At 71.0% G+C, this 24504-nt stretch carries 23 protein-coding genes; 11 read left to right on the forward strand and 12 right to left on the reverse strand.

Annotated features, from left to right (window positions below):
• Window positions 1–20: 20 nt before the first annotated feature.
• The 6 genes from ACIRFL_RS02695 to ACIRFL_RS02720 all read right to left on the reverse strand — a co-directional run bounded on the left by ACIRFL_RS02695 (window position 21) and on the right by ACIRFL_RS02720 (window position 8333).
• Window positions 21–1037 (reverse strand): hypothetical protein, encoded by a 1017-nt coding sequence (locus ACIRFL_RS02695; protein ID WP_404023310.1) that lies wholly within the window; start codon window positions 1035–1037, stop codon window positions 21–23.
• A 170-nt stretch (window positions 1038–1207) separates the two neighbouring features.
• A complete protein-coding gene (locus tag ACIRFL_RS02700) occupies window positions 1208–3709 on the reverse strand; it encodes a hypothetical protein (protein ID WP_404023312.1) in 2502 nt (833 codons plus the stop codon).
• Window positions 3706–5451, reverse strand: coding sequence for a phosphate ABC transporter substrate-binding protein PstS (gene pstS / locus ACIRFL_RS02705; protein WP_404023313.1), 1746 nt, complete (start codon window positions 5449–5451; stop codon window positions 3706–3708). Before pstS ends, ACIRFL_RS02700 begins: the two co-directional genes overlap by 4 nt.
• Window positions 5448–6725: a phosphate ABC transporter permease PstA gene (pstA, locus tag ACIRFL_RS02710; protein WP_404023315.1), complete on the reverse strand. Its 1278-nt coding sequence runs from the start codon at window positions 6723–6725 to the stop codon at window positions 5448–5450. The genes pstS and pstA overlap by 4 nt, the downstream gene beginning before the upstream one ends.
• 14 nt (window positions 6726–6739) lie before the next feature.
• Window positions 6740–7756, reverse strand: a complete 1017-nt coding sequence (gene pstC, locus ACIRFL_RS02715; protein ID WP_404023316.1) for a phosphate ABC transporter permease subunit PstC — start codon at window positions 7754–7756, stop codon at window positions 6740–6742.
• A 190-nt stretch (window positions 7757–7946) separates the two neighbouring features.
• Window positions 7947–8333 (reverse strand): DUF1508 domain-containing protein, encoded by a 387-nt coding sequence (locus tag ACIRFL_RS02720; RefSeq protein ID WP_404023319.1) that lies wholly within the window; start codon window positions 8331–8333, stop codon window positions 7947–7949.
• A gap of 463 nt (window positions 8334–8796) precedes the next feature.
• On the opposite strand from ACIRFL_RS02720, the gene ACIRFL_RS02725 reads away from it, so the two are divergent.
• Window positions 8797–9558 carry a DUF5707 domain-containing protein gene (locus ACIRFL_RS02725; RefSeq protein WP_404023321.1) on the forward strand — a complete coding sequence of 254 codons (762 nt, stop codon included), beginning with the start codon at window positions 8797–8799 and terminating at the stop codon, window positions 9556–9558.
• Between the two features lie 462 nt (window positions 9559–10020).
• Here ACIRFL_RS02725 and ACIRFL_RS02730 read toward each other — a convergent pair whose 3' ends face one another.
• A complete protein-coding gene (locus ACIRFL_RS02730) occupies window positions 10021–10677 on the reverse strand; it encodes a PH domain-containing protein (RefSeq protein WP_404023322.1) in 657 nt (218 codons plus the stop codon).
• Between the two features lie 135 nt (window positions 10678–10812).
• Between ACIRFL_RS02730 and deoC the strand changes: the two genes are divergently transcribed.
• The 3 genes from deoC to ACIRFL_RS02745 are packed head-to-tail and all read left to right on the forward strand — an operon-like array spanning window position 10813 to window position 14086.
• Window positions 10813–11772: a deoxyribose-phosphate aldolase gene (deoC, locus tag ACIRFL_RS02735; protein WP_404023566.1), complete on the forward strand. Its 960-nt coding sequence runs from the start codon at window positions 10813–10815 to the stop codon at window positions 11770–11772.
• Window positions 11773–11775: 3 nt separating this feature from the next.
• Window positions 11776–13206, forward strand: coding sequence for an aldehyde dehydrogenase family protein (locus ACIRFL_RS02740; protein ID WP_404023323.1), 1431 nt, complete (start codon window positions 11776–11778; stop codon window positions 13204–13206).
• Window positions 13199–14086, forward strand: coding sequence for an aldehyde dehydrogenase family protein (locus tag ACIRFL_RS02745; protein ID WP_404023324.1), 888 nt, complete (start codon window positions 13199–13201; stop codon window positions 14084–14086). The genes ACIRFL_RS02740 and ACIRFL_RS02745 overlap by 8 nt, the downstream gene beginning before the upstream one ends.
• Window positions 14087–14239: 153 nt before the next feature.
• Here ACIRFL_RS02745 and ACIRFL_RS02750 read toward each other — a convergent pair whose 3' ends face one another.
• Window positions 14240–14644: a hypothetical protein gene (locus ACIRFL_RS02750; protein WP_404023325.1), complete on the reverse strand. Its 405-nt coding sequence runs from the start codon at window positions 14642–14644 to the stop codon at window positions 14240–14242.
• Between the two features lie 157 nt (window positions 14645–14801).
• On the opposite strand from ACIRFL_RS02750, the gene ACIRFL_RS02755 reads away from it, so the two are divergent.
• A complete protein-coding gene (locus tag ACIRFL_RS02755) occupies window positions 14802–15440 on the forward strand; it encodes a uridine kinase (protein ID WP_404023567.1) in 639 nt (212 codons plus the stop codon).
• Between the two features lie 144 nt (window positions 15441–15584).
• Here ACIRFL_RS02755 and ACIRFL_RS02760 read toward each other — a convergent pair whose 3' ends face one another.
• Window positions 15585–16385 carry a SigE family RNA polymerase sigma factor gene (locus ACIRFL_RS02760; protein ID WP_404023326.1) on the reverse strand — a complete coding sequence of 267 codons (801 nt, stop codon included), beginning with the start codon at window positions 16383–16385 and terminating at the stop codon, window positions 15585–15587.
• Window positions 16386–16616: 231 nt separating this feature from the next.
• Here ACIRFL_RS02760 and afsQ1 point away from each other — a divergent pair, with 231 nt between their 5' ends.
• The 5 genes from afsQ1 (at window position 16617) to ACIRFL_RS02785 (ending at window position 20801) form a co-directional block, all read left to right on the forward strand.
• A complete protein-coding gene (gene afsQ1, locus ACIRFL_RS02765) occupies window positions 16617–17294 on the forward strand; it encodes a two-component system response regulator AfsQ1 (RefSeq protein ID WP_121887427.1) in 678 nt (225 codons plus the stop codon).
• A complete protein-coding gene (locus tag ACIRFL_RS02770; RefSeq protein ID WP_404023328.1) occupies window positions 17291–18907 on the forward strand; it encodes an ATP-binding protein in 1617 nt (538 codons plus the stop codon). The genes afsQ1 and ACIRFL_RS02770 overlap by 4 nt, the downstream gene beginning before the upstream one ends.
• A complete protein-coding gene (locus tag ACIRFL_RS02775) occupies window positions 18907–19512 on the forward strand; it encodes a hypothetical protein (protein WP_404023329.1) in 606 nt (201 codons plus the stop codon). Before ACIRFL_RS02770 ends, ACIRFL_RS02775 begins: the two co-directional genes overlap by 1 nt.
• A 438-nt stretch (window positions 19513–19950) precedes the next feature.
• On the forward strand, window positions 19951–20502 hold the full coding sequence (locus ACIRFL_RS02780; RefSeq protein ID WP_404023330.1) for a VanZ family protein: 552 nt from the start codon (window positions 19951–19953) through the stop codon (window positions 20500–20502).
• 95 nt (window positions 20503–20597) lie between these two features.
• Window positions 20598–20801, forward strand: coding sequence for a PspC domain-containing protein (locus ACIRFL_RS02785; RefSeq protein WP_404023331.1), 204 nt, complete (start codon window positions 20598–20600; stop codon window positions 20799–20801).
• 89 nt (window positions 20802–20890) lie between these two features.
• Here the strand turns inward: ACIRFL_RS02785 and ACIRFL_RS02790 are convergent, their stop codons facing one another.
• Window positions 20891–21244, reverse strand: a complete 354-nt coding sequence (locus ACIRFL_RS02790; protein ID WP_404023332.1) for an ATP-binding protein — start codon at window positions 21242–21244, stop codon at window positions 20891–20893.
• 137 nt (window positions 21245–21381) lie between these two features.
• Window positions 21382–22545, reverse strand: a complete 1164-nt coding sequence (locus tag ACIRFL_RS02795) for an adenosine deaminase (protein WP_404023333.1) — start codon at window positions 22543–22545, stop codon at window positions 21382–21384.
• Between the two features lie 113 nt (window positions 22546–22658).
• On the opposite strand from ACIRFL_RS02795, the gene ACIRFL_RS02800 reads away from it, so the two are divergent.
• Window positions 22659–23423: an alpha/beta hydrolase family protein gene (locus tag ACIRFL_RS02800; RefSeq protein WP_404023334.1), complete on the forward strand. Its 765-nt coding sequence runs from the start codon at window positions 22659–22661 to the stop codon at window positions 23421–23423.
• A 102-nt stretch (window positions 23424–23525) separates the two neighbouring features.
• Here the strand turns inward: ACIRFL_RS02800 and ACIRFL_RS02805 are convergent, their stop codons facing one another.
• The gene (locus tag ACIRFL_RS02805) at window positions 23526–24485 is read right to left on the reverse strand and encodes a LysR family transcriptional regulator (RefSeq protein ID WP_404023336.1); all 960 of its coding nucleotides are present in this window, start codon (window positions 24483–24485) and stop codon (window positions 23526–23528) included.
• Between the last annotated feature and the right edge of the window lie 19 nt (window positions 24486–24504).

The raw sequence follows: 24504 nt of genomic DNA on the forward strand, positions 1-24504 counted from the left end.
ACGCGAGGTTCAGACGACGATCACGAGTTCAGGCCACCCGTGACGGTGCGCGCGTTGCAGTTGGAGATGGTGCCGAAGCCGTAGTTCTGGATGACGGTGCCCGCGGCGCAGATCTTGGAGAGCGCGCTGGAGATCGCGGGCTCGTTCAGCCGGGACGTCTGGACGACGTTGTAGACGTCACGGGAGAAGATGAAGCTGGTGTTGAGCGCGATCGAGGAGCCCGAGCCGGTGGTCGGGGACTGGCCCGCGATGTTCCGCAGACGCGACTCGCCACGACGGTTCGGGACGTCCGACAGGCCCTTGCCCTGGGCGATCCACTGCGCGACCGAGTACGGCATGAGCTGGTTGGCGGCGGTGATCGCCGTGCCGTCGTGCTCCTGGACGCTGCCGTTGACGCAGGCACCCGGAGTGGTGACACCGATGGAGTCCAGCCAGTACTGACGGGTGCCCGAGCCGGCCTGCGGCAGCAGCGGCGCCACCGTGTGCACGCCCGTCGCGTCCGTGTAGGTGCAGTTGGTGTAGATGCTCTTCAGCTGCGCCACCGTCAGGTCGGACGGCACGGTGCTGCCGAGGTCCGTGGCGTAGGTGACCGCGTCACGGGCGAACGGGACGTAGGTGAGGTCGGTGCCGGGCACGCTGGCCTTCGGACCGCGCGAGGAGCGGGCGATGTCGATGCAGGTGGAGCCGCCGTTGGTGATGTCCTCGGACAGCCGGGCGATGCCGTTGCTGGAGCCGTTGGTCTGGGCGCGGGTGTACTGGCAGTCCGCCGCCGCCTTGGTCTTGTACGGGTCGGTGCCACCGGTCGGCGTGACGGCGTCCCAGGACGCGATGATCTTCGCGCCGGTGGAGTCCACGACAGCGGTGCCGTTGGCGAGGCCGTTCACGACGTACTGCGTGGTGTCCGAGCCGACCGCGGCCAGGGTGCGGTAGTCGGTCGACGAGGACGGGTCCGCCGAAGCCGGGGCGGCGAGGATGCCGAGACCGAGGACCGCGGTACCGACGGCGGCACCGACCTTGGCGTAAGACTTGACGTTCACTTCTGAACCCCTTGGTTTCTGGATTTCCGAAGACTGGACGTTCAAGCTGAATCCGGATTTTCGTGCTGCCGACCCGTCGGCCGGCCACCGCATACATTTCCAGAATGTCGCGCCGTGACCAACAAATTCCCAACGAGGGAAAGGTTACGGGAAGGCTTCCTAGGTGTCTCCTAGGGAGTCCGCCGTTGCGCATAGCGAAGCATTACAGGGCCTGCAAGACCTGATGCTCCACCCAAAAAGAGCACGGCCAGAAGTACCCAGCGGATAACACCGAGGATGTCGCCCGGTGTTATTCCTGGTTTGGCTTGGCCGATATTCTGTTGCGGCCCTGACGAAGGGGGCGCCGAGCCGTTCGCGGCGGCTGCCCCGGACGACGGCCCGCCGGTGTCGCCGGACCCGGTCCCGCCCGCGCCGCTCCCGCCGCCGGCCACGCCGGAGTCGGTCCCTCCGCTGCCGGCCCCGCCGGTGAGTCCCCCTGAACCGTTCGCGTTCGGTTCGTCGGTCGAGGTACCGCTTCCGGGGTCACCGCGCTCCAGGTCGTCGGCGGCGGTCTCGGCCTGCTTGCGCAGCTTGGCCGACAACGGCGCGTAGCCGGGGGGAAGTTGGCCGACCGCCCGGCCCTGCGTCTGGCCCGGTCCGGCGGCGTACCGGATGAAGTCGGCGTACGCCTTGCGGTCCTTGGCGCCCTGGTCCACCGAGGCCGCGGCGTAGGTCACGGCGGTCAGCGGATACGCCTGGCCCTTGGCCCGTGCCGGATCCGGCGTGAGCACGCTGGAGTTGTCCGGCGACGGCCGCATGGCGCCGACGCCCGCCTGCAGCGTGCCGGCCGACGGCTTCACGAATGTCCCGTCCGCGTTGCGCAGCGCCGCGGTCTGCAACCCGTACCGCGCGGCCGAAGCGGCATCGACGATCGCTATGGCACATTGCCTGCCCGGCACCGGGGCCTGGTTGGCCAGCTTGGCCGGCACCTCACCGTTCCTGGCCACGTAGTTGATGGTGCGGCCGTTGTTGCCTCGTCGGGTTTTGACGGCTCCGTCGTGCAGGTCGAGCGTGTAGGGGTCCAGGTCCAGGATCGTGTACTCCACGGAGTCGTTGAAGTCATTGCCGATGGCGGTCGCCACGGTCGGATCCGACTTGGGATAGTCGGCCGGGGACGCGTTGCTCGCGAGGTCCAGCTCCTTGTAGTGGCGATTCACCACCATGCCCCAGGGGTCCGCCTTCCCGGCGAGGAATTCCCTGGCCTCCTTGTCCGACTTGAGCCAGTCCCAGATGACCCGCGTGGTGTCGGAGTCGCCCTGCGGAACCATGAGACTCAGCGGCTCTGTCTGGGAATCCAGGTCGGCGTAGTCCGGATTGAGGTCCAGGAATTCTGGGTCCTTGGTGTAGTTCAGCGGATTGTTTTTGAGGTACTCGGGCGGGGCCGGCTCACCGGGCGGGCAGGGCTGAGGATTGCAGTTGGTCGCATAAGGGACGTCACGCACATACGAATGAGTGAGCATCTTGGCCACGAGCCGAGGAGTCAGCTTCATTTCCTGCATCATCCCGGACGGGCCTTCGACGAAGAACGCGATCACGAGCCCGGACACCGCGACCGGCGCATGGACGACACGCGCTCCCTCTCCCGTCCGGGGCACCGGATCGACGGTGACACCCATGGCGGGCGCGTCCTCGGTCGCGCCCAGCACCTCGTTCCTGGCGGCGTCCTCGGGCCCGCGGTTGAAGGTGAAGGTGCTCCCCGTGGCGGTGCACAGCTTGGGGGCCCAGGACGAGACGGCGTCGTCCGCGAGTTCGGAGCCGGGTACGGCCCGCTCGGCCTGGCCCTCCGGGCAGAACTCGTCGACCGGCTGGAAGTCCAGCCGGAAGACGATCCGCTGCGCCCAGTTCGTCGCGGACAGCGGCGAGGAGACGAGCTTGTCACTGCCGGTGACCACATTGCCGCTCGGCTCGTGGGTGCCCCGCGGCACGACCACCAGCCAGCAGGGGCGCGGGGCGGGAGTACTGCCGGAGGGCGCCGTGTTCACGCCGCAGCCGAGGTAGTCCGCCTGCACCCCGTCCTGCACCTCGAACTCCGTCTCGCCGGTGCCGTTGGCGAAGGTCCGTACGGCCTTCTGCTCGTTGCTGTCCAGCAGGCCGAAGTAGGTGTAGTCGTGGGACGACGTGGTGGGCGGCTCGCCGTTGGCCGGGCGGAAGGGGACGAAGGGGAACGAGCCCGTGTACTTCTCGTCCTCCTCGGGGTCGTCCTCGCTGCCCGAGGCTGTCCCGGTCCCATGGCGCACGATCCGGCCGCTCCCCGCCCCCACCGTGGTGCCCGCGCCGAAGACGCACTGCTCCCGGTCGGGACCGGACGGATCGTCGCCCCAGCACTGCATGATCTGCAGGTAGTTGCGGTTGAACGAACCCTCCGTCTCCGTGGGTGCCCCGCCCTTCCAGCTCACCCGCACGCTCTGGGAGTGCAGGTTCTTCGTCTGGTGGACGGTCACCTTCAGGTCGGAGAAGTCGTCGTACTTGCCCTTCGTCCCCGGCTTCGTCACCGCGGAGTTCTCGTTGTCCGCCGCCACGGCGGGCGTCGTCGCCGGCGGCACCGGCAGCAACGCCACCACGAGTCCGGCCAGCAGACAGCCCACGGCCACGAGGATGCGCGGCCGGGGCCGCCCCGTCAGCAGCTCGGTCATGCCGCACCGCCCTTGCGGCGCGCCCGGTTGGCCATCGCCCGCGCGACGACCGGTGGCCCGACGACGACGCCGACGAGCAGCGCGGCCGACAGCGCCATCAGCGCCGTACGCAGGCCGAGGGCGTCGTCCGCGCCCAGCGAGACCGGGCTGGCGGCGACGGAGGCGTCGCCGGTGGACTGGCCGTCGCCGAGGACCTGACCGGTGTCGGGGTCGACGGCCGTGCCGCCGCCCGTGCCGCCCGTGCCACCGGTGCTGCCCGCCGTACCGCCGCCGGAGGAGCCGCCCGTCGAGCCTCCCGGGCCCGTACCGCCCGAGCCGTCTGAGCCGCCCGTCGAGCCTCCCGAGCCGCCTGTCGAGCCGGAACCGCCCGAGCCGGAGCCGCCGCCCGAGCCGGACCCGCCGGAACCGCCGTTGCTGACCGGCGTGGGGGTCTTGGCGCCACCGGTTCCGGTGGCGCACTGGTCCGAGCCCTTCTTGTCACACGCCTGCGGGTAGGGGGCGTTCTGGATCAGGAGGTTCTTGCCGCCGGAGAAGGTCGGGTTGTTGCACTTGTTGATGTCGATGCTCTCGCGCACGGCACCCGGGATCTTCCGCGTCTGGTCCATGGCGGCTTCCACCAGGTTCTTCGGCAGCGGCGAGTAACCGAGCCGGTCGGCCTGTTGCTGGCCTTCGCAGAGGAAGTAGTTGTTGAAGGCGCTGAGCGTCTTCCCCTTGGCCTTGGTGAAGCCGCTCTCCTCCTTGGTCGGGATGATCATGTAGCTGTAGCTGGAGAGCGGGTAGGTGCGCTTGTCCCCGAAGGTGTAGACGTTGTCGAGCTTCTGGGTCAGGTAGTTCGCGGAGCGCGGGTCATTGTTGATCTCGGCCTTGGTCAGGGCGACCGCCACGCTGGAGGCGGTCGGTTCGACGTAGTAGCCGGAGTGGTTGAGGACCTTGGTGACCGGGAATCCCGCGTTCCTGGCGTACGAGTACTCGACGTAGGTGATGGCGCCCTCGGCCTGGGACTGCTTGACGTAGCCCGCCACGCCGAGCGACTGGGACTGGGCGACGAAGCCGGAGCCGGGGATCACCGGGAAATACGACGTCAGACCGCACGGCGTCGACTTGCCCGCCCGGCGGCAGTAGTCGTTCCACAGGGAGCCGTACTCCTTGGACATCCACAGCGTGAACTGCGCGGTCGTACCGGAGCCGTCGGAGCGGACCACCGGGACGATCCGGCGGGCCGGCAGGTTCAGCCGGGGGTTGTCCGCCTTGATCTCCGGCGCGTTCCACATCGTCAGCCTGCCGGTGAAGATCTTGGTCAGAACCTCGCCCGACAGCCGGAGGTTGGTGACCTGCCGGCCGCCGATCTTCAGGTTGTACATGAACGACGTACCACCGGCCACGATCGGCATGTAGGCGTACTTGCGCGTGGGCGGCGGGTCCGACTGGCCGAGGTCGTTGAGACCGTAGGGGATCTCGGACACACCGAAGTCGGAGGTGCCGTTCTTGAACTGCTGACGGCCGACCGACGAGCCGACCGCCGAGTAGTTCACCGTCATGCCCTGCTGGCGGACGTTGCGGCGCCACTGCTCGATCGCGTTGGAGCTCCAGGTCGAACCGGAGCCGCTGATCTTGGTGTAGGTGTCCGCGAAGGCGTTCGGCGGATGGGCGGCGATCAGCGCGCAGACCATGGCGACGAGCAGCGCCAGCGCCTGGTACACGCGCGTAGCGCGCGGACGACGACGGACAAGTGCGGGTATCACGGAGTGCTCCTCGTCGGTGCGGGTCTGTCTGACGGCTGGTCGGCGGGGCCGTACGCCGTGAAGCGCTTCGCGTCCCGGCGGGAGGCCCTGACGCGGCGGTGCTCCTGACGACGGGTCAGCCGGCCCGGTCCGCGTCCGCCGATGATGCGGGCGATGACGAACAGGACGAGCACCAGCACCAGGAGCACCGCCGCGGTGCCGAAGCCGCGGGCGATGTAGGTGGGTTCAGGGGACTTGACGAGTTCGAAGGTCGCGAGCGGCAGCGACACCATCGGGCCGTGCAGCGGGTCGGCGTTCAGCTCCGCGGTGTAACCGGCGGTCAGCAGGACCGGCGAGGTCTCGCCCACGCCACGGGCCGTGCCCAGGATGATCGCCGTGGTCAGTCCGGACCGGGAGGTGGGCAGCACGACGTGCCACACCGTGCGCCAGCGCGAGGTGCCGAGGGCGTACGACGCCTCCCGCAGCGTGCCCGGGACCAGCCGGATCACCACGTCCGACGCGCGGATGACGATCGGCAGCATCATCACGCAGATCGCCAGCGCGGCGGCGAGGCCGGAGCGGTCGAAGCCCAGCGCCAGGATGAAGGTCGCGTAGATGAACAGGCCGGCGACGATGGACGGCAGGGCCGTCATCGCCTCGACCATGGTGCGCACGAAGCGGCTGAAGGTCCCCGGGACCTCGTTCAGGAAGACCGCGCACACCAGCCCGGCCGGGATGCAGATCAGCAGGGCGATGGAGATCTGCCAGAGCGTGCCGACGATCGCGTGCAGGATGCCGCCGACGTCGAGCGGTTCGATCGGGCCCGCGTCGGCCATCGACTCGGTGTAGAAGTTCAGGTGCGGCAGCGCGTCGCGGCCTTCGTAGAGGGTGTAGACGACCACGAACGCCAGCACGGCGAGCATCACCACGCCGAGGCTCTGCACGACGGCGGCGGCCACCCGGTCGCGCACCGCGGGCCCGTCCTCGTCGAAGGAGACCAGCAGCGCGTACAGGCCGATGAAGAGCAGGTAGGCGACGACGATGAAGCCCAGGACGCCGTTGAAGGGCAGCAGCCGGTCGAACATCAGCCAGGTGACGCAGAGGGACGCGGCGCCGGCGCCGAGCATGGCGTACTCGTCGGTGGCGCGCAGCGTGGACAGGTTGCGGCGTGACTCGGTGAGCGTCCTGCGGCGCGCGGGCAGGGTGGTGCCCGCCGTCGGCGGCTCGGGCGGCCCCGCCGGGTTCGGCTGCGGCCCCTGGTCGCCGGGCGGGCTCTGTGCGGTGGTGACGGTCATCGGGCTCGGTCTCCTCAGGAGTCGCTCGCCGCGCCGGAACGGCTGCGGGCGACGATCGACGACGCGGCGAAGTTGACGACGAGGGTCAGCAGGAAGAGCGCGAGGCCCGCGGCCATCAGCGCCGACATGCCGATGGGGCTTGCCTCGCCGTAGCGCAGGGCGATCAGCGAGGAGACCGTGCTCGTGCCGTTCTGCAGGATGTGCGGCTGGATCACGAACACCGGCGAGATGATCAGGTAGACGGCGATGGTCTCGCCGAGCGCCCGGCCAAGGCCCAGCATGGTGCCGCCGATCATGCCGCCCTTGCCGAAGGGCAGGACGACGCTGCGGATCATGCCCCAGCGGTTCGCGCCGAGCGCGTACGCGCCCTCCCGCTCGCCGACCGGGGCCTGCGAGAACACCTCCCGCATCACCGAGCAGATGATCGGCGCGACCATCAGGGACACGACCATGCCGGCGATGAAGGTGGAGGAGGTGTAGACGGTGGCGGTGGCGAGCGGGTCGCGCGGGTCGGCGCCGTCGACCTCGAAGAGGGGGATCCAGCCGAAGTACGTGGCGAGCCAGCGGGACAGGCTGACGACATGGCCCTGGAAGAAGAACAGCCCCCACAGTCCGTAGACCACCGAGGGCACGGCGGCCATCAGGTCCACGATGCTGATGAGGGTCTGCCGGATTCTCGGCGGGGCGTACTCGGAGATGTACAGCGCGGTGCCGAGCGCCATCGGGACCGCGAACGCGATGGCGACGAGCGCGACGAGGATCGTGCCGACGAGCACGGCGGCGATGCCGAAGTTGCCGCCTTCGGGCTCCCAGGTCTCGGTGGTGATGAAGCCCCACTTCGCGACCGAGAGCGCCTGCCAGGCCCGGTACGTCAGAAAGCCGCCGACGAGCAGCATGATGGCGAGCACCAGGGTGCCGCCCCCGCGCAGCACACCCCGGAACAGACGGTCGGCCACCCCGGGATCGGCGTACAGGCGTCTGGGAGGGTCGTCCGCCGGGGCCACAGGTCGCTCATACAGTCGCGTCGTCACATGTGCCGACGCTCCTGAGGCCCAGTGGACTTCTGCGCACACAAAGGTGAACGAGGCATCCCTAACAGGCAACTTCCGGGTTTGACGTGAACGCGGCGATGTGAAGACACGAAGGAGTCCGGACCCGCCGGTGCGGCGGGTCCGGACTCCCTCGTGCGCTGGTGAACTGTGAAGCCGACGGCCGGTCGGGTCAGTGCGCGTCCTCCCACGCGATCATCCCGGCCGAGCCCAGGTCGGCCAGGAGCGCCCGGAAGCGTTCGTAGGCGGCCTGGCAGGTCGAGTGCCGCTCGTAGGCACGCGACGACACGGCCAGGGCGCCGCCGGCCGGGTCCCGCAGCCGCCAGACCCAGCCGTTCCCCTCAGAGGTGTGGTGCACACCCCCGGCTAATCCCGCCACGGTGGCGCACATCTGCTCGAACGCCGCCCGGCACTCCTCGTAACTGCGGTACGTCAGGGCCGCCACGGCGATCACCCGCCCGTTCGTGGCCGTGAGCCGCCACAGGTAACTTCCGTCTGCGGATATGTCTATCTGACAGCGCGTGCCGGGTACGGCCGCGCCCCCCTGTCTTGCCGCCATCCATCCCCACCCCTGCGGTTCCCGACGTCAGGAAGGCCGCACGGTGCGACGACGGATCGTCATTCGTGCGGCATCCGCAGAGTAGTGAGACGCGATTGACAACGATTGCCCTGTCTTTACCGTACCCGGCATGCTTCATCGGAAAGTTGCCCCTCGTTCACATGGCTGCCGTACGGCGACCGTGAGCCGTGGGCGACGGCTCCGCCGCGGCGGCGGCCGGGGCCCGGTACGCGTAGGTGGTCGCCAGGTCCGCTGAAATTCCAGTCGAATTTCCCCTTCGGTTTTCCATGGAATCGGCGCACCCGATATTCGCCCGCACTTCTTCGGCGGAAAAATGGCGATGTCCTTCACTCCGCCGCCAAAAACGTTCCTGAATCTCCACAAAGTCAGTACGCTGCAGGCGTCAATTCAGGCCCGCCGACCGGAAATTGGCGGTCCTTGGCGTACGACTTGAGGAATTCGCATGCGCATTTACTCTGCCGCCCTCGCCGCCTGCGGCGTCGTGGCCCTGTCCGCCCTCGCCGTTCCGGCCGCGCACGCTGACGAGACGTTCGGCGACACCGACATCACCGGCGTCGTCGTCAACAGCGGTGACCCCGTCGTCCTCGGCACGAGCGCGAGAACCGTCACCGTGAAGGTCACCGCGACCGACCCGTCCGGCTTCGAGCAGATCAACGCCACGCTCTACCACGGCTCGTACACCAGCCAGGACAGCACGGTTCCGGCGACCGCGGCCTGCGGTCCGACCACTGCCGCGACCAGCACCTGCACCCTCACCTTCACCCTCACCCCGGGCAGCGCACCGGCCGACGGCTCCCTGGCGGGCGCCTGGAGCGTCAGCGCCTACGCGATCGCCGCCGACGGCGACGCCGAGTTCCTGGAGAAGGCCGCCGGCTTCGACCTGCGGCGCGACACCCACGTCGGCGTCGACGCCCCGGACCGGGTCAAGTGGGGCAGGACCCTCACGGTCACCGGCGGCGTGCAGAACGCGGACTGGGCGACCGGCACCTACGCCGCCGCGGCGGCCGGCCGGCCCGTGCAGCTGCAGTTCCGCCTCAAGGGCTGCACCACGTACACCACCCTCAAGACCGTCAACACCGCCGCCGACGGCACGGTGTCCGCCACCGTCCGCGCGTTCGCCGACGGCGACTACCGCTGGTCCTACGCCGGCACCCCCGACACCGCACCCGCCGTCTCCAAGGCCGAATTCGTCGACGTCCGCTGACCTCTCGGCACCACCGGTGCCGGCCACCCCCACGGGCGGCCGGCACCCTGCCCCAAGCAGACCCGCAGAGGCCCCCTACGGTTCGACAGCGCCCCCAAAGGGGCGCGGGGCCGTATCAACATGCGGCTCCGCCGCGCGAGCGCGCCCAACCACAACGAAGCCGCAGCCAACCCACGACGGGCCGCCCCCCAAAGGGGCGCGGGCTGTATCAACATGCGGCTCCGCCGAGCGAGCGCGCCCAACCACAACGAAGCCGCAGCCAACCCACGACGGGTCCCGCCCCAAAGGGGCGCGGGGAACTGCGCGACCAGCCACGACGAAGCCGCAGCCAACCGACGGCAGCCCGCGCCCCCAAAAGGCCGGGGCTGTATCGACATGCGGCTCCGCCGCGCGAGCGCGCCCAGCCACGACACCACCGACCGCACAGCCCGCCACACACGGCAAAGCGCGCCGCCAGCGCCGTCACCCCACCGCGAGCAGGATCACCAGCAGCACCGCACCGGCCACCGCCGGCACCACAACCTCATACGCCCACCGCACCACGACGTCACCCTGCGCAGCCTCCGCCGGCCCCCGCCGCTCCAGCACCTCCCGCAGATCCTCCACGACCTGATCCCCCTCAGCCCGCCCCACAACGGAGGCCCCCGTGCCCGGCCCGCCGGACCGGCCACCGCCGTCGCGCGTCGCGGCCTCGGACCGGGCCTGCCGCCGGGCGGCCCTCTTGCGGGCCCGCAGCGAGACCGGGACGGCCCACAGCTGGTACTTGGTGCCGGACTTCGCGACGACCTCGTTCGAGTAGCCGGAGCGCAGCTCGGCGATCTCGCCCCAGGGCAGGGTGATCACCCGGAACGGGTTGCGCACCCGCAGCCGGTCCTCGCCCGCGTACACGGCCGGGCGCAGGGTGAAGGCGACCACCAGCGGCACCACGAGGATCATGGTGGCGAGGGCCAGCCAGGGGGTCCGGCCATGCCCGTTGAACAGCGCGTCGAAGCCGAGCCACAGGATGATGGCGAGCATCACCACCCCGCCGCCGATCGCCGCGGACGACCGGTGCACCCGGTCCTTGGCGGTGGGCACCGTCGGCTGCGGCTCGGATGGCTGGTGGTCCGGGGTCGTCATGGCACCGATTCTGCCCGACGCCGCCGGCGTCGCTCATCCGCGGTACCGGGGCGGAGGCGGGGCCACGGCCCGGGTGCGGGCCGGTTCCGGGGGCTGTACAGCCGCTACGCGCGTAGATATGCTCGTCTGGTGACCATGCCCACCTCTGCTCCCACAGCGCAGGCTCTCGCCGACGTGACCGCGTCCGACAGCACGCTGCGCCGCTTCCTGCACGGGCTGCCCGGCGTCGACGCGGTCGGCCTGGAGGCGCGCGCCGCCTCGCTCGGCACCCGTTCCATCAAGACCACCGCGAAGGCGTACGCCATCGACCTCGCCATCTCGATGGTCGACCTGACGACGCTGGAAGGCGCGGACACCCCGGGCAAGGTCCGGGCGCTCGGCGCCAAGGCGGTCCACCCGGACCCGACGGACCGTACGGTCCCGACGACCGCGGCCGTCTGCGTCTACCCCGACATGGTGGCCGTGGCCAAGGAGGCCGTCGCCGGCTCCGGCGTCAAGGTCGCCTCGGTCGCCACCGCCTTCCCGGCCGGCCGTGCGGCGCTCGACGTCAAGCTGGCCGACGTCCGCGAGGCCGTCACCGCGGGCGCCGACGAGATCGACATGGTCATCGACCGGGGGGCGTTCCTCGCCGGGAAGTACCTGAAGGTGTACGACGAGATCGTCGCGGTGAAGGCGGCCTGCGGGACGTCCGCCCGGCTGAAGGTCATCTTCGAGACGGGCGAGTTGTCGACGTACGACAACATCCGGCGGGCGAGCTGGCTCGGCATGCTGGCCGGGGCCGACTTCATCAAGACGTCGACGGGCAAGGTCGCGGTGAACGCGACCCCGGCCAACACCCTGCTGATGCTGGAGGCGGTGCGCGACTTCCGGGCCCAGACCGGTGTGCAGGTCGGCGTGAAGCCCGCCGGCGGCATCCGCACCAGCAAGGACGCGATCAAGTTCCTCGTCCTGGTCAACGAGACCGCCGGTGCCGACTGGCTGGACAACCACTGGTTCCGCTTCGGCGCGTCCTCGCTCCTGAACGATCTGCTGATGCAGCGTCAGAAGCTGGCCACCGGCCGCTACTCCGGCCCCGACTACGTAACGGTGGACTGACCCATGGCATTCGAGTACGCTCCCGCGCCCGAGTCGCGCGCGATCGTCGACATCGCCCCGTCGTACGGCCTCTTCATCGACGGCGAGTTCACCGAGAGCGCGGGCGGGGACCTCGCCAAGACGGTCTCCCCCTCCACCGAGGAAGTGCTCAGCGAGTACACCCAGGCCACCGCCGAGGACGTCGACCGGGCGGTGCGGGCCGCCCGCAAGGCGTTCGAGAAGTGGTCGGCGCTGCCCGGTGCCGAGCGCGCCAAGTACCTCTTCCGCATCGCGCGCATCATCCAGGAACGCAGCCGCGAGCTGGCGGTCCTGGAGACGCTGGACAACGGCAAGCCCATCAAGGAGACGCGCGACGCGGACCTCCCCCTGGTCGCCGCGCACTTCTTCTACTACGCGGGCTGGGCGGACAAGCTGGACCACGCCGGTTTCGGTCCGTCGCCGAGGCCGCTGGGCGTGGCAGGGCAGGTCATCCCCTGGAACTTCCCGCTGCTGATGCTGGCGTGGAAGATCGCCCCGGCGCTCGCCACCGGCAACACCGTGGTGCTCAAGCCCGCCGAGACGACCCCGCTGTCCGCGCTGTTCTTCGCGGACATCTGCCGTCAGGCGGGCCTGCCCGCGGGTGTCGTGAACATCGTCACCGGCGACGGCCGCACCGGCGCGGCCCTCGTCGCGCACCCCGGCGTCGACAAGGTGGCCTTCACCGGCTCCACGTCCGTCGGCAAGGAGATCGCCCGCACGGTCGCGGGCACCCGTAAGAAGCTCACCCTCGAACTCGGCGGCAAGGGCGCGAACATCGTCTTCGACGACGCCCCCGTCGACCAGGCGGTCGAGGGCATCGTCACCGGTATCTTCTTCAACCAGGGCCAGGTCTGCTGCGCGGGCAGCCGGCTGCTGGTGCAGGAGTCGATCCACGACGAGCTGCTGGAGTCCCTGAAGCGCCGCCTGTCGACGCTGCGTCTCGGCGACCCGCTCGACAAGAACACCGACATCGGCGCGATCAACTCCGCCGAGCAATTGGCCCGGATCACCGCGCTGGCCGAGCGGGGCGAGGCGGAGGGCGCCGAGCGCTGGTCCCCGGCCTGCGAACTCCCCTCGTCGGGCTACTGGTTCGCCCCGACGCTCTTCACGAACGTCACCCAGGCGCACACCATCGCGCGCGAGGAGATCTTCGGCCCGGTGCTGTCGGTCCTCACCTTCCGCACCCCGGAGGAGGCCGTCGCCAAGGCCAACAACACGCCGTACGGCCTGTCGGCGGGCATCTGGACGGAGAAGGGTTCGCGGATCCTGGCGGTCGCGAACCGGCTCCGGGCGGGTGTCGTGTGGTCCAACACGTTCAACAAGTTCGACCCGACCTCGCCGTTCGGCGGCTACAAGGAGTCGGGCTTCGGCCGCGAGGGCGGCCGCCACGGCCTGGAGGCGTACCTCGATGTCTGACGAACGACTGTCCGTCTTCAAGACCTACAAGCTGTACGTGGGCGGCAAGTTCCCGCGTTCCGAGAGCGGCCGGGTGTACGAGGTGACCGACTCGAAGGGCAAGTGGCTGGCGAACGCGCCCCTTTCCTCCCGCAAGGACGCCAGGGACGCGGTGGTCGCCGCCCGCAAGGCGTTCGGCGGCTGGTCGGGCGCGACGGCGTACAACCGGGGCCAGGTCCTCTACCGGGTCGCGGAGATGCTGGAGGGCCGGCGAGGGCAGTTCGTGCGCGAGGTCGCCGACGCCGAGGGCCTGTCGAAGGCCAGGGCGAGCGCCGTGGTGGACGCGGCCGTCGACCGCTGGGTGTGGTACGCGGGCTGGACCGACAAGATCGCCCAGGTGGTGGGCGGCGGCAATCCGGTCGCGGGCCCGTTCTTCAACCTGTCCTCCCCCGAGCCGACGGGCGTGGTCGCCGTCGTGGCCCCGCAGGAGTCGTCCTTCCTGGGCCTGGTGTCGGTGCTCGCCCCGGTGATCGCGACCGGCAACACGGCCGTGGTGGTGGCCTCCGAGAGGTCCCCTCTCCCGGCGCTCTCCCTCGCCGAGGTGCTGGCCACCTCGGACGTACCGGGCGGTGTCGTCAACGTGCTCTCCGGCCGTACGGCGGAGATCGCCGCGCCGCTGGCCGCGCACCAGGACGTCAACGCGATCGACCTCGCGGGCGCGGACGAGGCGCTGGCGAAGGAACTGGAGATCGCGGCGGCCGACAATCTGAAGCGCGTCCTTCGTCCACAGCCTGTGGATTACTTCGAGACGCCGGGAACCGAGCGGCTGACGGCGTTCTTGGAGACGAAGACGGTGTGGCACCCGACGGGTGCGCTGGGCGCGGCCGGTTCGTCGTACTGACGCGGCCCCGACGGGGTTGCTGACGAGGTCCAGCGGGTTGCCCACCGGATCCCGGTCATTGACGGGGTCCCGGCGGGGAACTGCCGTGGTTCGCCGGCCGCGGGGCGTCCGTGGCCGGTCACGCGGTTCCCCACAGGGACTTCCGCGGGCGCCTCAGCGGCTCAGCGCTCCGAGGAGTTGCCCGGCCATGGGCAGGCTGCCCAGCGACTCCGCCTCGGCGATCGGGGCGGTCAGCGCCCTGGAGGTCACCGGCTTGAAGTCGGCGAGCTGGGTGCCGACGCCGTTGTCGAGGGGGTCGACGCCGGTGCCCGCCAGCGGGTTGGGCTTGAGATCGGCGATCGGGCCGGTGACGTAGCCGACCGAGCCGGTGAGGGCCGCCAGTCCCGTCTGCGGGTCGACGTGGCCGAGCGAGGTCGGCCGGAGGGGCACCTCCGCGACCGGTTCGGTGGCCGCGGACGCCGTCGCGGCGCCCGCGCCCAGGGCCGCCGAGGCGGTCGCGAGGGCGATCAGCGCGCGCTGCGCGGTGCGGTGCCGGGAGGAGCTGTGTCGGGCCGTCATGGGTGCCGCCTTCTGGTGCGCGGGGTAATCATGTCGACACGAAGGGTAGTTGAGGCGTGACGTGTGTTCCAAAGCCGACCCGCGGGGTCGGCAGGGGCGGCGCCATGCGTCAAACTGGTGTTCCGTGAGCATTCATCCCCCGTCTTCCGCCCGTGTGGTGCTGCTGTGCGGCCCCTCGGGTTCCGGCAAGTCCCTCGTCGCCGCACGTTCCGGGCTGCCCGTGCTGCGCCTCGACGACTTCTACAAGGAGGGTGACGACCCGACGCTGCCGCTGGTGGCGGGGAGTTCGGACATCGACTGGGACCACCCGGGGTCCTGGGACGCGGACGTCGCCGTCGACGCCATCGCCCGGCTGTGCGCCACGGGGTCGACGACCGTACCGGTGTACGACATCGCGAAGAGCGCCCGTACCGGCGAGGAGGCGCTGCACATCGGGCGTGCCCCGCTGTTCGTGGCGGAGGGCATCTTCGCGGCGGAGATCGTGCCGCGCTGCCGTGAACTGGGCCTGCTGGCAGACGCGTTGTGCCTGAGCCGCGGTGCGCTCACCACCTTCAGGCGGCGCTTTCTGCGGGACCTCTCGGAGGGCCGCAAGTCGGTGCCGTTCCTGCTGCGCCGCGGGGTGCGGCTGATGCGCGCGGAGCGGTCGATCGTCGCCCGCCAGGTGTCGCTGGGCGCGCACGCCTGCGACCGGGACGAGGCGCTGGTCCGGATGGCCGCCGCGGCCGTACGCCGGGTACGGCCGGCCGCACCGCCGCAGGACCACACACCCCCGGCGCAGACCCAGACACCTGCGTAGTCACCGCACGCCGAAGAAACAGGAGAAGCGGGACTGGATGGACCCCCCGGCCCTCCAGTCCCGCCGTTCCCCCGCTGTCCCCCCTGCTACCCGTGGGTCCCCCCGGACTCACGGGCCCCCGTGTTTCCCCGTTCCCCCCGGCCTTCAGGCGACCAGTTCGCCGAAGGCGTTCTCCTCGTCACGGCCGACGCTGAGGACCTCGTCGTCGCGCAGCCGGCGCAGCGAGCGCCAGATGCTGGACTTGACCGTGCCGACACTGATGCCGAGGATGTCCGCGATCTCCGGGTCCGTACGGCCCTCGTAGTAGCGCAGGACCAGCATGGTGCGCTGGAGTTCGGGCAGCCGGGCCAGCGCCTGCCACAGCACGGCGCGCAGTTCGGTGCCGCGCATCGCGTCCGTGTCGCCGGGCGTCTCCGGCAGTTCCTCGGTCGGGTACTCGTTGAGCTTGCGGCGCCGCCAGGCGCTGATGTGCAGATTGGTCATGGTGCGGCGCAGATATCCGCCGACCGCCGCCTTGTCACTGATCCGGTCCCACGCCCGGTACGTCGAGAACAGCGCGCTCTGCAGCAGGTCCTCGGCCTCGAAGCGGTCGCCGGTCAGGTGGTAGGCGGTTGCGTACAGGGAGGCGCGGCGCTCCTGGACGTAGGCGGTGAACGCCGCTTCGGCGTCCGCAGCCTCCGTCGTCGAGCGGCGCTCCCCCGAGTCCTCCCTGTACGCGGTTCCCCCGTGGGCCCCCGTCGCGCTTCCCCCCGTACGCGCGTCAACCACCGACATGTACGCGGTGTGCTGACGCCCGGTGCCGCGGGCGCACCCCCGGCCTCCCCCACGCTCGAACACGCTCGCGTGGGAGGGACTCCCCTCCGCACCGGACTTCTCGGAACCTCGGTTCACGTCGTGCAGACGCGTGACGACCGCGCTGGTGCTCATGCCGTGCAGCGTGTTCATCTCGCGCCCCCTGTCGTGGACTTCGGTGTTCGGTCCTGCTTCCTTGCCTGTGCCGAAAATCTTGCCCGGGTGACTTCATGGCCGTGTCCGCCGACTGTCACAGACCTGTCACAGGGGCCCGGCACAGTTGCGTGACCGGCCGTGCACAGACTGTGGCGGTCTTGGGGTTTCCGGGCGCCGGCGGGCCCCACTGGTCGTCCGGCACCCCCTCCATGGGCCAGAATGAGCCCCGTGCCTTCCCTGTTGCTGATCGAGGACGACGACGCCATCCGTACGGCCCTGGAGCTCTCACTGACGCGCCAGGGACACCGGGTGGCCACCGCTGCCACCGGCGAGGACGGTCTGAAGCTGCTGCGCGAACAGCGACCGGACCTGATCGTGCTGGATGTGATGCTGCCCGGCATCGACGGGTTCGAGGTGTGCCGGCGCATCCGGCGCACGGACCAGTTGCCGATCATTCTGCTGACCGCGCGCAGCGACGACATCGACGTGGTGGTCGGCCTCGAGTCGGGCGCCGACGACTATGTCGTCAAGCCGGTGCAGGGCCGCGTCCTGGACGCCCGGATCCGTGCCGTGCTGCGTCGCGGGGAGCGGGAGGCCAGCGACTCGGCGACGTTCGGGAGCCTCGTCATCGACCGCTCGGCGATGACCGTGACCAAGAACGGCGAGGACCTTCAGCTCACCCCGACCGAGCTGCGGCTGCTGCTGGAGCTGAGCCGGCGGCCCGGTCAGGCGCTGTCCCGGCAGCAGTTGCTGCGGCTGGTCTGGGAACACGACTACCTCGGTGACTCACGGCTGGTGGACGCGTGCGTCCAGCGGCTGCGCGCCAAGGTCGAGGACGTACCGTCGTCGCCGACGCTGATCCGAACCGTCCGTGGTGTCGGCTACCGCCTGGACGCTCCTCAGTGACGAAGGCGCAAGGGGGGTTCCGCGGCTGGGCCGCGGGTCGCAAGGGAGTCCTGTCACGGCTGCGCTTCACCAGTCTGCGGCTGCGGCTCGTGGTGGTGTTCGGGCTGGTCGCGCTGACGGCCGCGGTGTCCGCCTCGGGCATCGCCTACTGGCTCAACCGGGAGGCCGTGCTCACCCGGGCCCAGGACGCGGCGCTGCGCGACTTCAAGCAGGAGATGCAGAACCGGGCGAGCGCGCTGCCCGTGCATCCCACCCAGGACGAACTCCAGCGCACGGCGGGGCAGATGGCGGGCAGCAGCCAGCGCTTCAGCGTGCTGCTGGTCGGCCAGGACGCGGGCGGCCGTACGGTGTACGGCACCTCGGGCGGGCTCAGCGGGTTCGCGCTGGAGGACGTCCCCCGGTCGCTGCGGGCCGCCGTGGACAAACGGCAGCCGGTGGGCGACGGCAACAAGTCCGCGTACCACCTGTACTGGCAGCGGGTCGTCGAGCACGGCAACCCGTATCTGGTGGCCGGCACGAAGGTGATCGGCGGCGGCCCGACCGGTTACATGCTCAAGTCGCTGGAACCCGAGGCGAAGGACCTCAACTCCCTCGCCTGGTCGCTGGGCATCGCCACGGGTCTCGCGCTGATCGGCTCCGCGCTGCTCGCGCAGGCCGCCGCGACGACCGTGCTGAAGCCGGTGCACCGGCTGGGCGTGGCCGCCCGGCGGCTCGGCGAGGGCAGGCTCGACACCCGGCTGCGGGTGTCCGGCACCGACGAACTCGCCGATCTCTCCCGGACGTTCAACAACGCGGCCGAGGCGCTGGAGAAACGGGTCGCCGACATGGCCGCCCGCGACGAGGCGTCCCGGCGCTTCGTCGCGGACATGAGCCACGAGCTGCGCACGCCGCTGACCGCCATCACCGCCGTGACCGAGGTGCTGGAGGAGGAGCTGGACTCGGATGCCGGGAGCATGGACCCGATGATCGAGCCCGCGGTGCGGCTGGTGGTGAGCGAGACACGGCGGCTGAACGACCTGGTCGAGAACCTGATGGAGGTCACACGCTTCGACGCGGGCACCGCCCGGCTGGTCCTGGACGACGTGGACCTCGCCGACCAGATCACCGCCTGTATCGACGCCCGTGCCTGGCTGGACGCGGTGGAGCTGGATGCCGAGCGCGGCATCCACGCCCGTCTCGACCCGCGCCGCCTCGACGTGATCCTCGCCAACCTGATCGGCAACGCGCTCAAGCACGGCGGCTCGCCGGTGCGGGTCTCGGTGCGGGTGGCCGGCGAAGAGGGTTCGCAGATCGTCATCGCCGTCCGCGACCACGGGCCCGGCATTCCCGAGGACGTCCTGCCGCACGTCTTCGACCGCTTCTACAAGGCCAGCGCCTCCCGCCCGCGCTCCGACGGCAGCGGCCTCGGCCTGTCCATCGCCCTGGAGAACGCGCACATCCACGGCGGCGAGATCACCGCCGCCAACTCGGCCGAGGGCGGCGCGGTGTTCACGCTGCGGCTGCCCCGGGACGCCGCCAAGCTGACGGAGCCGGCCGACGAGACCGGTCCTGCCGCCGACGCCGGTGAAGGCGACGGCAGCGGCGGCCGGGGCGACGACAAGGGGGAGGCGTGATGACCGTACGGCGGCTGCTGGCCGTCCCCGTGCTCGCCGCGCTGCTCGCCGGCTGCGGGATCCGGGCCACGGAGGTGCCGACGGACTTCGGCGGCGCGCCCTCGCGGGTGCCGTGTTCGCTGTCCGAGGCGGACCGGTCGACGCTGGCCACGCAGGGCGGCGTGCCCGTGCAGGTGTTCCTGCTGTGCGGTTCGTCGCTGGTGACCGTGGACCGGACGGTGCACGTCCCGGACGGCACGGCGGACGCCCGGCGGCGGGTGCACGTGGCGCAGGGGCTGCTGGACCAGCTCGCCCGCACGCCCTCCGGCAGCGAGCGGAACGCGGGCTATGCGACGTACGTGCGCGGCGGCATGAGCGTGAGCGGGCCGCGGCCCAAGGACCCCGAGGACACGCTGCGGCTGAGCACGGCCCCGGAACAGCTCACGTCGTACGCGCTCGCCCAGATCGTCTGCACGTTCTCCGACTCGACGGCGGCCGAGGGCGACGGCTCGGTGGTGCTGGGCGGGCCGGGCGGCGAGCCTCCGCGCCGCTACGAGTGCGGCGACGACGTCCGTTCCCGCCCGGGCACCGCCCGGCCGCCGTCCACCACGGTCACAAACGGCTGACGGCCCCTGCCAGGGCAGGGCCGGGGCGGGAGTAGGGCCCGGGGCAGTGGGCTTGCCAGATCCCATAGGCGGACCACACACCTGACGGGCCACCACGGGCGCATGGCCTGGGCGTGTCACACACCCCACGGGCCCACAGCCCGGGCCTGCCCAAAGACCCCGTGGGCGTGTCACACACCCCAATGGCCACCGCACGCCCACCGGCCCAGGGATACGCCCAGATCCGTGGACTTGTCACACACCCGACGAACCACCACAGGCCCACCGCCCAGGCGGGCCCACAGACCCCCATGGGCGTATCACACACCCGACGGGCCACCGGGGGGGGCGACCGGCCCAAGGGATGCGGCATCGGTCCCGTCGATGTGTCGCACGCCTCACGGGCCCGTGCGGGGGCTATCCGGAACCGATCGTGCGCGGGGGCGCGTCTAGGGGGGCGTGCAGCGTCAAGGCTCCATCGGCGGCAGCGCCGCGATCCGCATCCGGGTGACAGGGGGTGTCCTCCTCGTCGCACATCTCACGCTCGTCGCCTGGCTGATGCTGCGCCCGCTGAACGTCCCCTGGGTGATGCCCGCCAACCTGCACCCGCTCGCCGGTATCCGGGCCGATCTGGCACTGGGCTGGCCCGAGGCGGCCCGGCGGATCGGCGAGGGGGTCACCCTGCTCGCGCCGCTGGGCGTGCTGCTGCCGATGGCGCACGGCCGGCTCACCGTCTCCCCGCTCGCCTCCCTGATCCGTACGGCGGCGGCGGGCGCCCTGCTGTCGCTGGGCATCGCCCTGTTGCAGACCGGGGTGCCGGGCCGGGTCGTGGACGTGGACTCACTGCTGCTGAACACGGTGGGTGTGGCGCTGGCGCACCTCGCCGTGGTTCCCGCGGGCCGCTCCTGGCTCCGCCGCAGGGGTGAGCGCGTACGGCGCGCGCCCCTCCACCAGGAGGAAGCGGCTCAGGGACGGACCCCGACGATTCCCAGGGTCGGCATCGCACCGTAGAGCGACGCCCCGCCGCCCGCCGCTCCGTACGGTTGCAGTCAGATGGGCAGCCGAGCCCACACACCACCGGTGTCACGTAGAGAAGGAGTGGTGACATGACTGCCCTCGCCCGCCCCACCCATGGCCGCGTGCTCGGCGGAGTGTGCGCAGCGCTGGCACGGCGCTTCGGCACCTCCGCGACGACGATGCGGGTGATCTTCCTGGTCTCCTGCCTGCTGCCGGGCCCGCAGTTCCTGCTCTACCTCGCCCTGTGGATCCTGCTGCCCTCGGAGGAGAAGTCCAGGTCGGCCGCCTGGTAGCCGCCCGACGCGGTCGGCGCGCAAGAACGCCGTCGGAGCGCACCCCGGGAGGAGGGGGTGTGCCCCGACGGCGCGTCGTGGTGTACGGCTCAGCCGAGCGGGATCCCGTTCACCGGCAGGCCGTGCGTGGGCAGGCCCTGCACCGGCAGTCCGCCGAGCAGACCGCCGACAGGAGCGGTCGGGCCCTGGGCGAGCACCTTCTCGGCGGTGGGCTGGGCGGCGGCCAGTCCGGCGCCGACGGCGGACTGCCCCTGGGCGAGCGCCGCACCCGCACCCGGCAGCGCCGTGGCGACGTTCTCGGCCGGCAGCGTCCGGGTGATGCCGTCGAGCGCCTGGGTGGCGTCCGGGACGGCCGGGGCCGCGTCGGCGGCGCCCGCGCCGGCCGCGGCGAAGGCGGCACCGAGGGCGGCGACACCGAGGGTCTTGACAGCAGACTGCTTCATGGGGAATGCGTCCTTGCATGCGATGACGGGGTTCAGCGGTCCCGACCGTAAACACGGCGCACTGCCCGCCGCAAACATCGAAATGCGGACGGATGGTGAAGCCCGCCCGTGTTCCGTGTGCCGCCTCGCGGGTGTATTCAGCCCTCCCGAGCGGCAGAACCGCTGGTGGAAGCGGTCTGCCGGAACAGCCATTCGGATTTCAGCTCCGCGTATCCGGGCTTGACCACGTCATTGATCATGGCCAGTCGTTCATCGAAAGGAATGAACGCTGATTTCATCGCATTGACGGAGAACCACTGCATGTCGTCGAGCGTGTAACCGAATGCCTCGACAAGGTGCTCGAATTCCCGGCTCATGCTGGTGTGCGACATCAGCCGGTTGTCCGTGTTCACGGTGGCCCGGAAGTGCAGTCGGCGCAGCAGCCCGATCGGGTGCTCGGCATAGGAGGCGGCGGCCCCGGTCTGCAGGTTGGAGCTGGGGCACAGTTCCAGCGGGATGCGCTTGTCCCGCACGTACGAGGCGAGCCGTCCGAGCCGCACCGAGCCGTCCTCGTCGACCTCGATGTCGTCGATGATCCGCACCCCGTGTCCGAGCCGGTCGGCGCCGCACCACTGGAGGGCCTGCCAGATGGACGGCAGCCCGAATGCCTCGCCGGCGTGGATGGTGAAGTGGTTGTTCTCGCGCTTGAGGTACTCGAACGCGTCGAGGTGCCGGGTAGGCGGGTAGCCGGCCTCGGCGCCCGCGATGTCGAAGCCGACGACGCCCAGGTCCCGGTAGCGGTTGGCGAGTTCGGCGATCTCCAGGGCGCGGGCGGCGTGCCGCATGGCGGTGAGCAGGGCGCCGACCCGGATGCGGTGGCCGCTCTCCCGGGCCAGCGCCTCGCCCTGCCGGAAGCCCTCGTTGACGGCCTCGACCACCTCTTCCAGGCTCAGCCCGCCCTCCAGGTGCTGCTCGGGGGCGTAGCGCACCTCGGCGTAGACGACGCCGTCGACGGCAAGGTCCTCGGCGCACTCGCGGGCGACGCGGATCAGCGCGTCGCGGGTCTGCATCACGCCCACGGTGTGCGAGAAGGTCTCCAGATACCGTTCCAGGGAGCCGGAGTCGGCGGCCTCACGGAACCAGATGCCGAGTTTGTCGGGGTCGGTCTCGGGAAGTTGGGAGTAGCCGGTGTCCCGGGCGAGGTCGACGACGGTGCCGGGGCGCAGGCCGCCGTCGAGGTGGTCGTGCAGCAGGACCTTGGGGGCCCGGCGGATCTGGTCCGGCGTCGGGACGGTCCCGGTCGGTGCAGTCTGGCTCGTCATTTCCGCACTCTAACTCCTACGCGCGTAGATCGCGGGTCGCGGGCCGCTGTCGATACGCAACGGTGACCGCACGGAAGGGTCGCGTACACCGCTGCTTCTGACACTGTTCTGCCATGGCACAGCAACTGACGCCGATGCGAACGGCCAGGCTGGGAAGGGCAGTCGGCCGGGAGCCGACGGCGGTGAGCGGGGCGGTGCTGGTCCTGCCCGGCGGGGAGGAGGTCTCCGCCCGCAGACCGTCGCCCTTATGGGCGACGGCGTTCGTCCGCGCGCTCGGCCGGACGCTCGCCCGGGCGGGCCGCGGCGAGGGACTGGCGACCCATGCCGTGCACTACCGCTACCGCGGCTGGAACGGCAGCGAGGCGCATCTCGCGGGTGACGCGTCCTGGGCGGTCGACGAGGTCGTACGCCGCTACGGCGATGTGCCGGTGTGCCTGGTCGGGGTCGGTATGGGCGGCCGGGCGGCGCTGCGCGCGGGCGGCCACGATGCGGTCAACTCCGTGGCGGCCATCGCTCCTTGGCTGCCCGAGGACGACGTGGCGGCGCCGCCGGAGCCGGTGCGGCAGCTGGTGGGGCGGCGGGTGCTGATCGTGCACGGCACGAACGACGAGCGGACCGACCCGGAGCTGTCGTTCCGGCTGGCCGCCCGGGCGAAGAAGGCGAACCGGGAGGTGTGCCGGTTCGAGGTGCACTCCGACGGGCACGGGCTGCACCAGCACCGGGACGAAGTGCTGGCGCTCACCGCGGACTTCGCGATGGGCGCGCTGTTCGGGCACGCGCTGTCCCGCCCCGTGGAGGACGCCCTGGCCGCGCCCCCGCCCATCGGCCTCCGCATGCCCCTCGCCACCGGCTTCGGCCGCTCCCTCCGCCACCCCTGACCCACCCCGGCCGACTCCCCTCTCCTGTCTCGCAGTGAGCCGCCGCCGGCGTGGATGCGCTCGCCGGTCGATACGTGTCCCGGCCGGGGACGGTGGGTGGGATCAGGGCAGTAGGTTGCCGCGTTTGGAAAGGAGGAACTTCTTGAACGCGGCCACCGGTGGGGTGTCCGGGTGGCCGTCCAGCCAGGCCACGCCGATCTCCCGTACCGCGCGCGGGGCCGTCACCGTCAGTTCCACCACGCCCGGGCGCGGGACCGCGGGCGGTGGCAGGAGCGCCACCCCGAGCCCGGCCGCCACCAGTCCCCGAAGGGTCTCCGCCTCCTCCCCCTCGAAGGCGATCCGGGGCTTGAAGCCCGCCTCCTTGCACACGGCGTCGGTGATACGGCGCAGGCCGTAGCCGGGCTCCAGGGTGACGAAGACCTCGTCGGCGGCCTCCGCGAGCCGGATCCGGCGCCGTCCCGCGAGACGGTGGTCGGCGGGCACCACCAGGCGGAGCTTCTGCTCGTCCAGGCGGCGCGCCACCAGGTCCGGGGCGTCGGGGACCGGCGAGGTCAGACAGAGGTCGAGGTCGCCCGCGCGCAACCCCTCCAGCATGGCCTCGCCGTAGTTCTGCACCAGGCTGAAGCGCACGCGCGGATGGTCGGCGCGGAACGCGTGGATGAGCCCGGGGACCGTCTCGGCGCCCAGGGTGTGCAGAAAGCCGAAGGCGACCTTGCCGGAGGCCGGGTCGGCGTCGGCGCGCACCTCGTCGGCGGCCCGCCCGATCTCGGCCAGGGCGCGTTCGACGGAGGCGAGGAAGGTGCGGCCGGCCGGGGTGAGCGAGAGGGTGCGGCCGCGGCGGGCGAACAGGTCGACGCCGAGGTCCTGTTCGAGGCGGACCATGGCCCGGGACAGGGTGGACTGCGGGACCTGCGCCTCCAGCGCGGCCCGCGTCACATGCTCGGTACGGGCGACCGCGGCGAAGTAGGCGAGCCGCGGGGTGAGCAGCCGCGTCATGTCGGTCATGTCTTCTGTGTCACTGGACGGTGACAGACGAGGCTGTGACCTTTGCTGATGCACCATGGGAACGATTATGCCGATT

It is taken from the genome of Streptomyces sp. NPDC102462, assembly GCF_044765425.1.
In the GTDB taxonomy this organism is placed as follows: domain Bacteria; phylum Actinomycetota; class Actinomycetes; order Streptomycetales; family Streptomycetaceae; genus Streptomyces.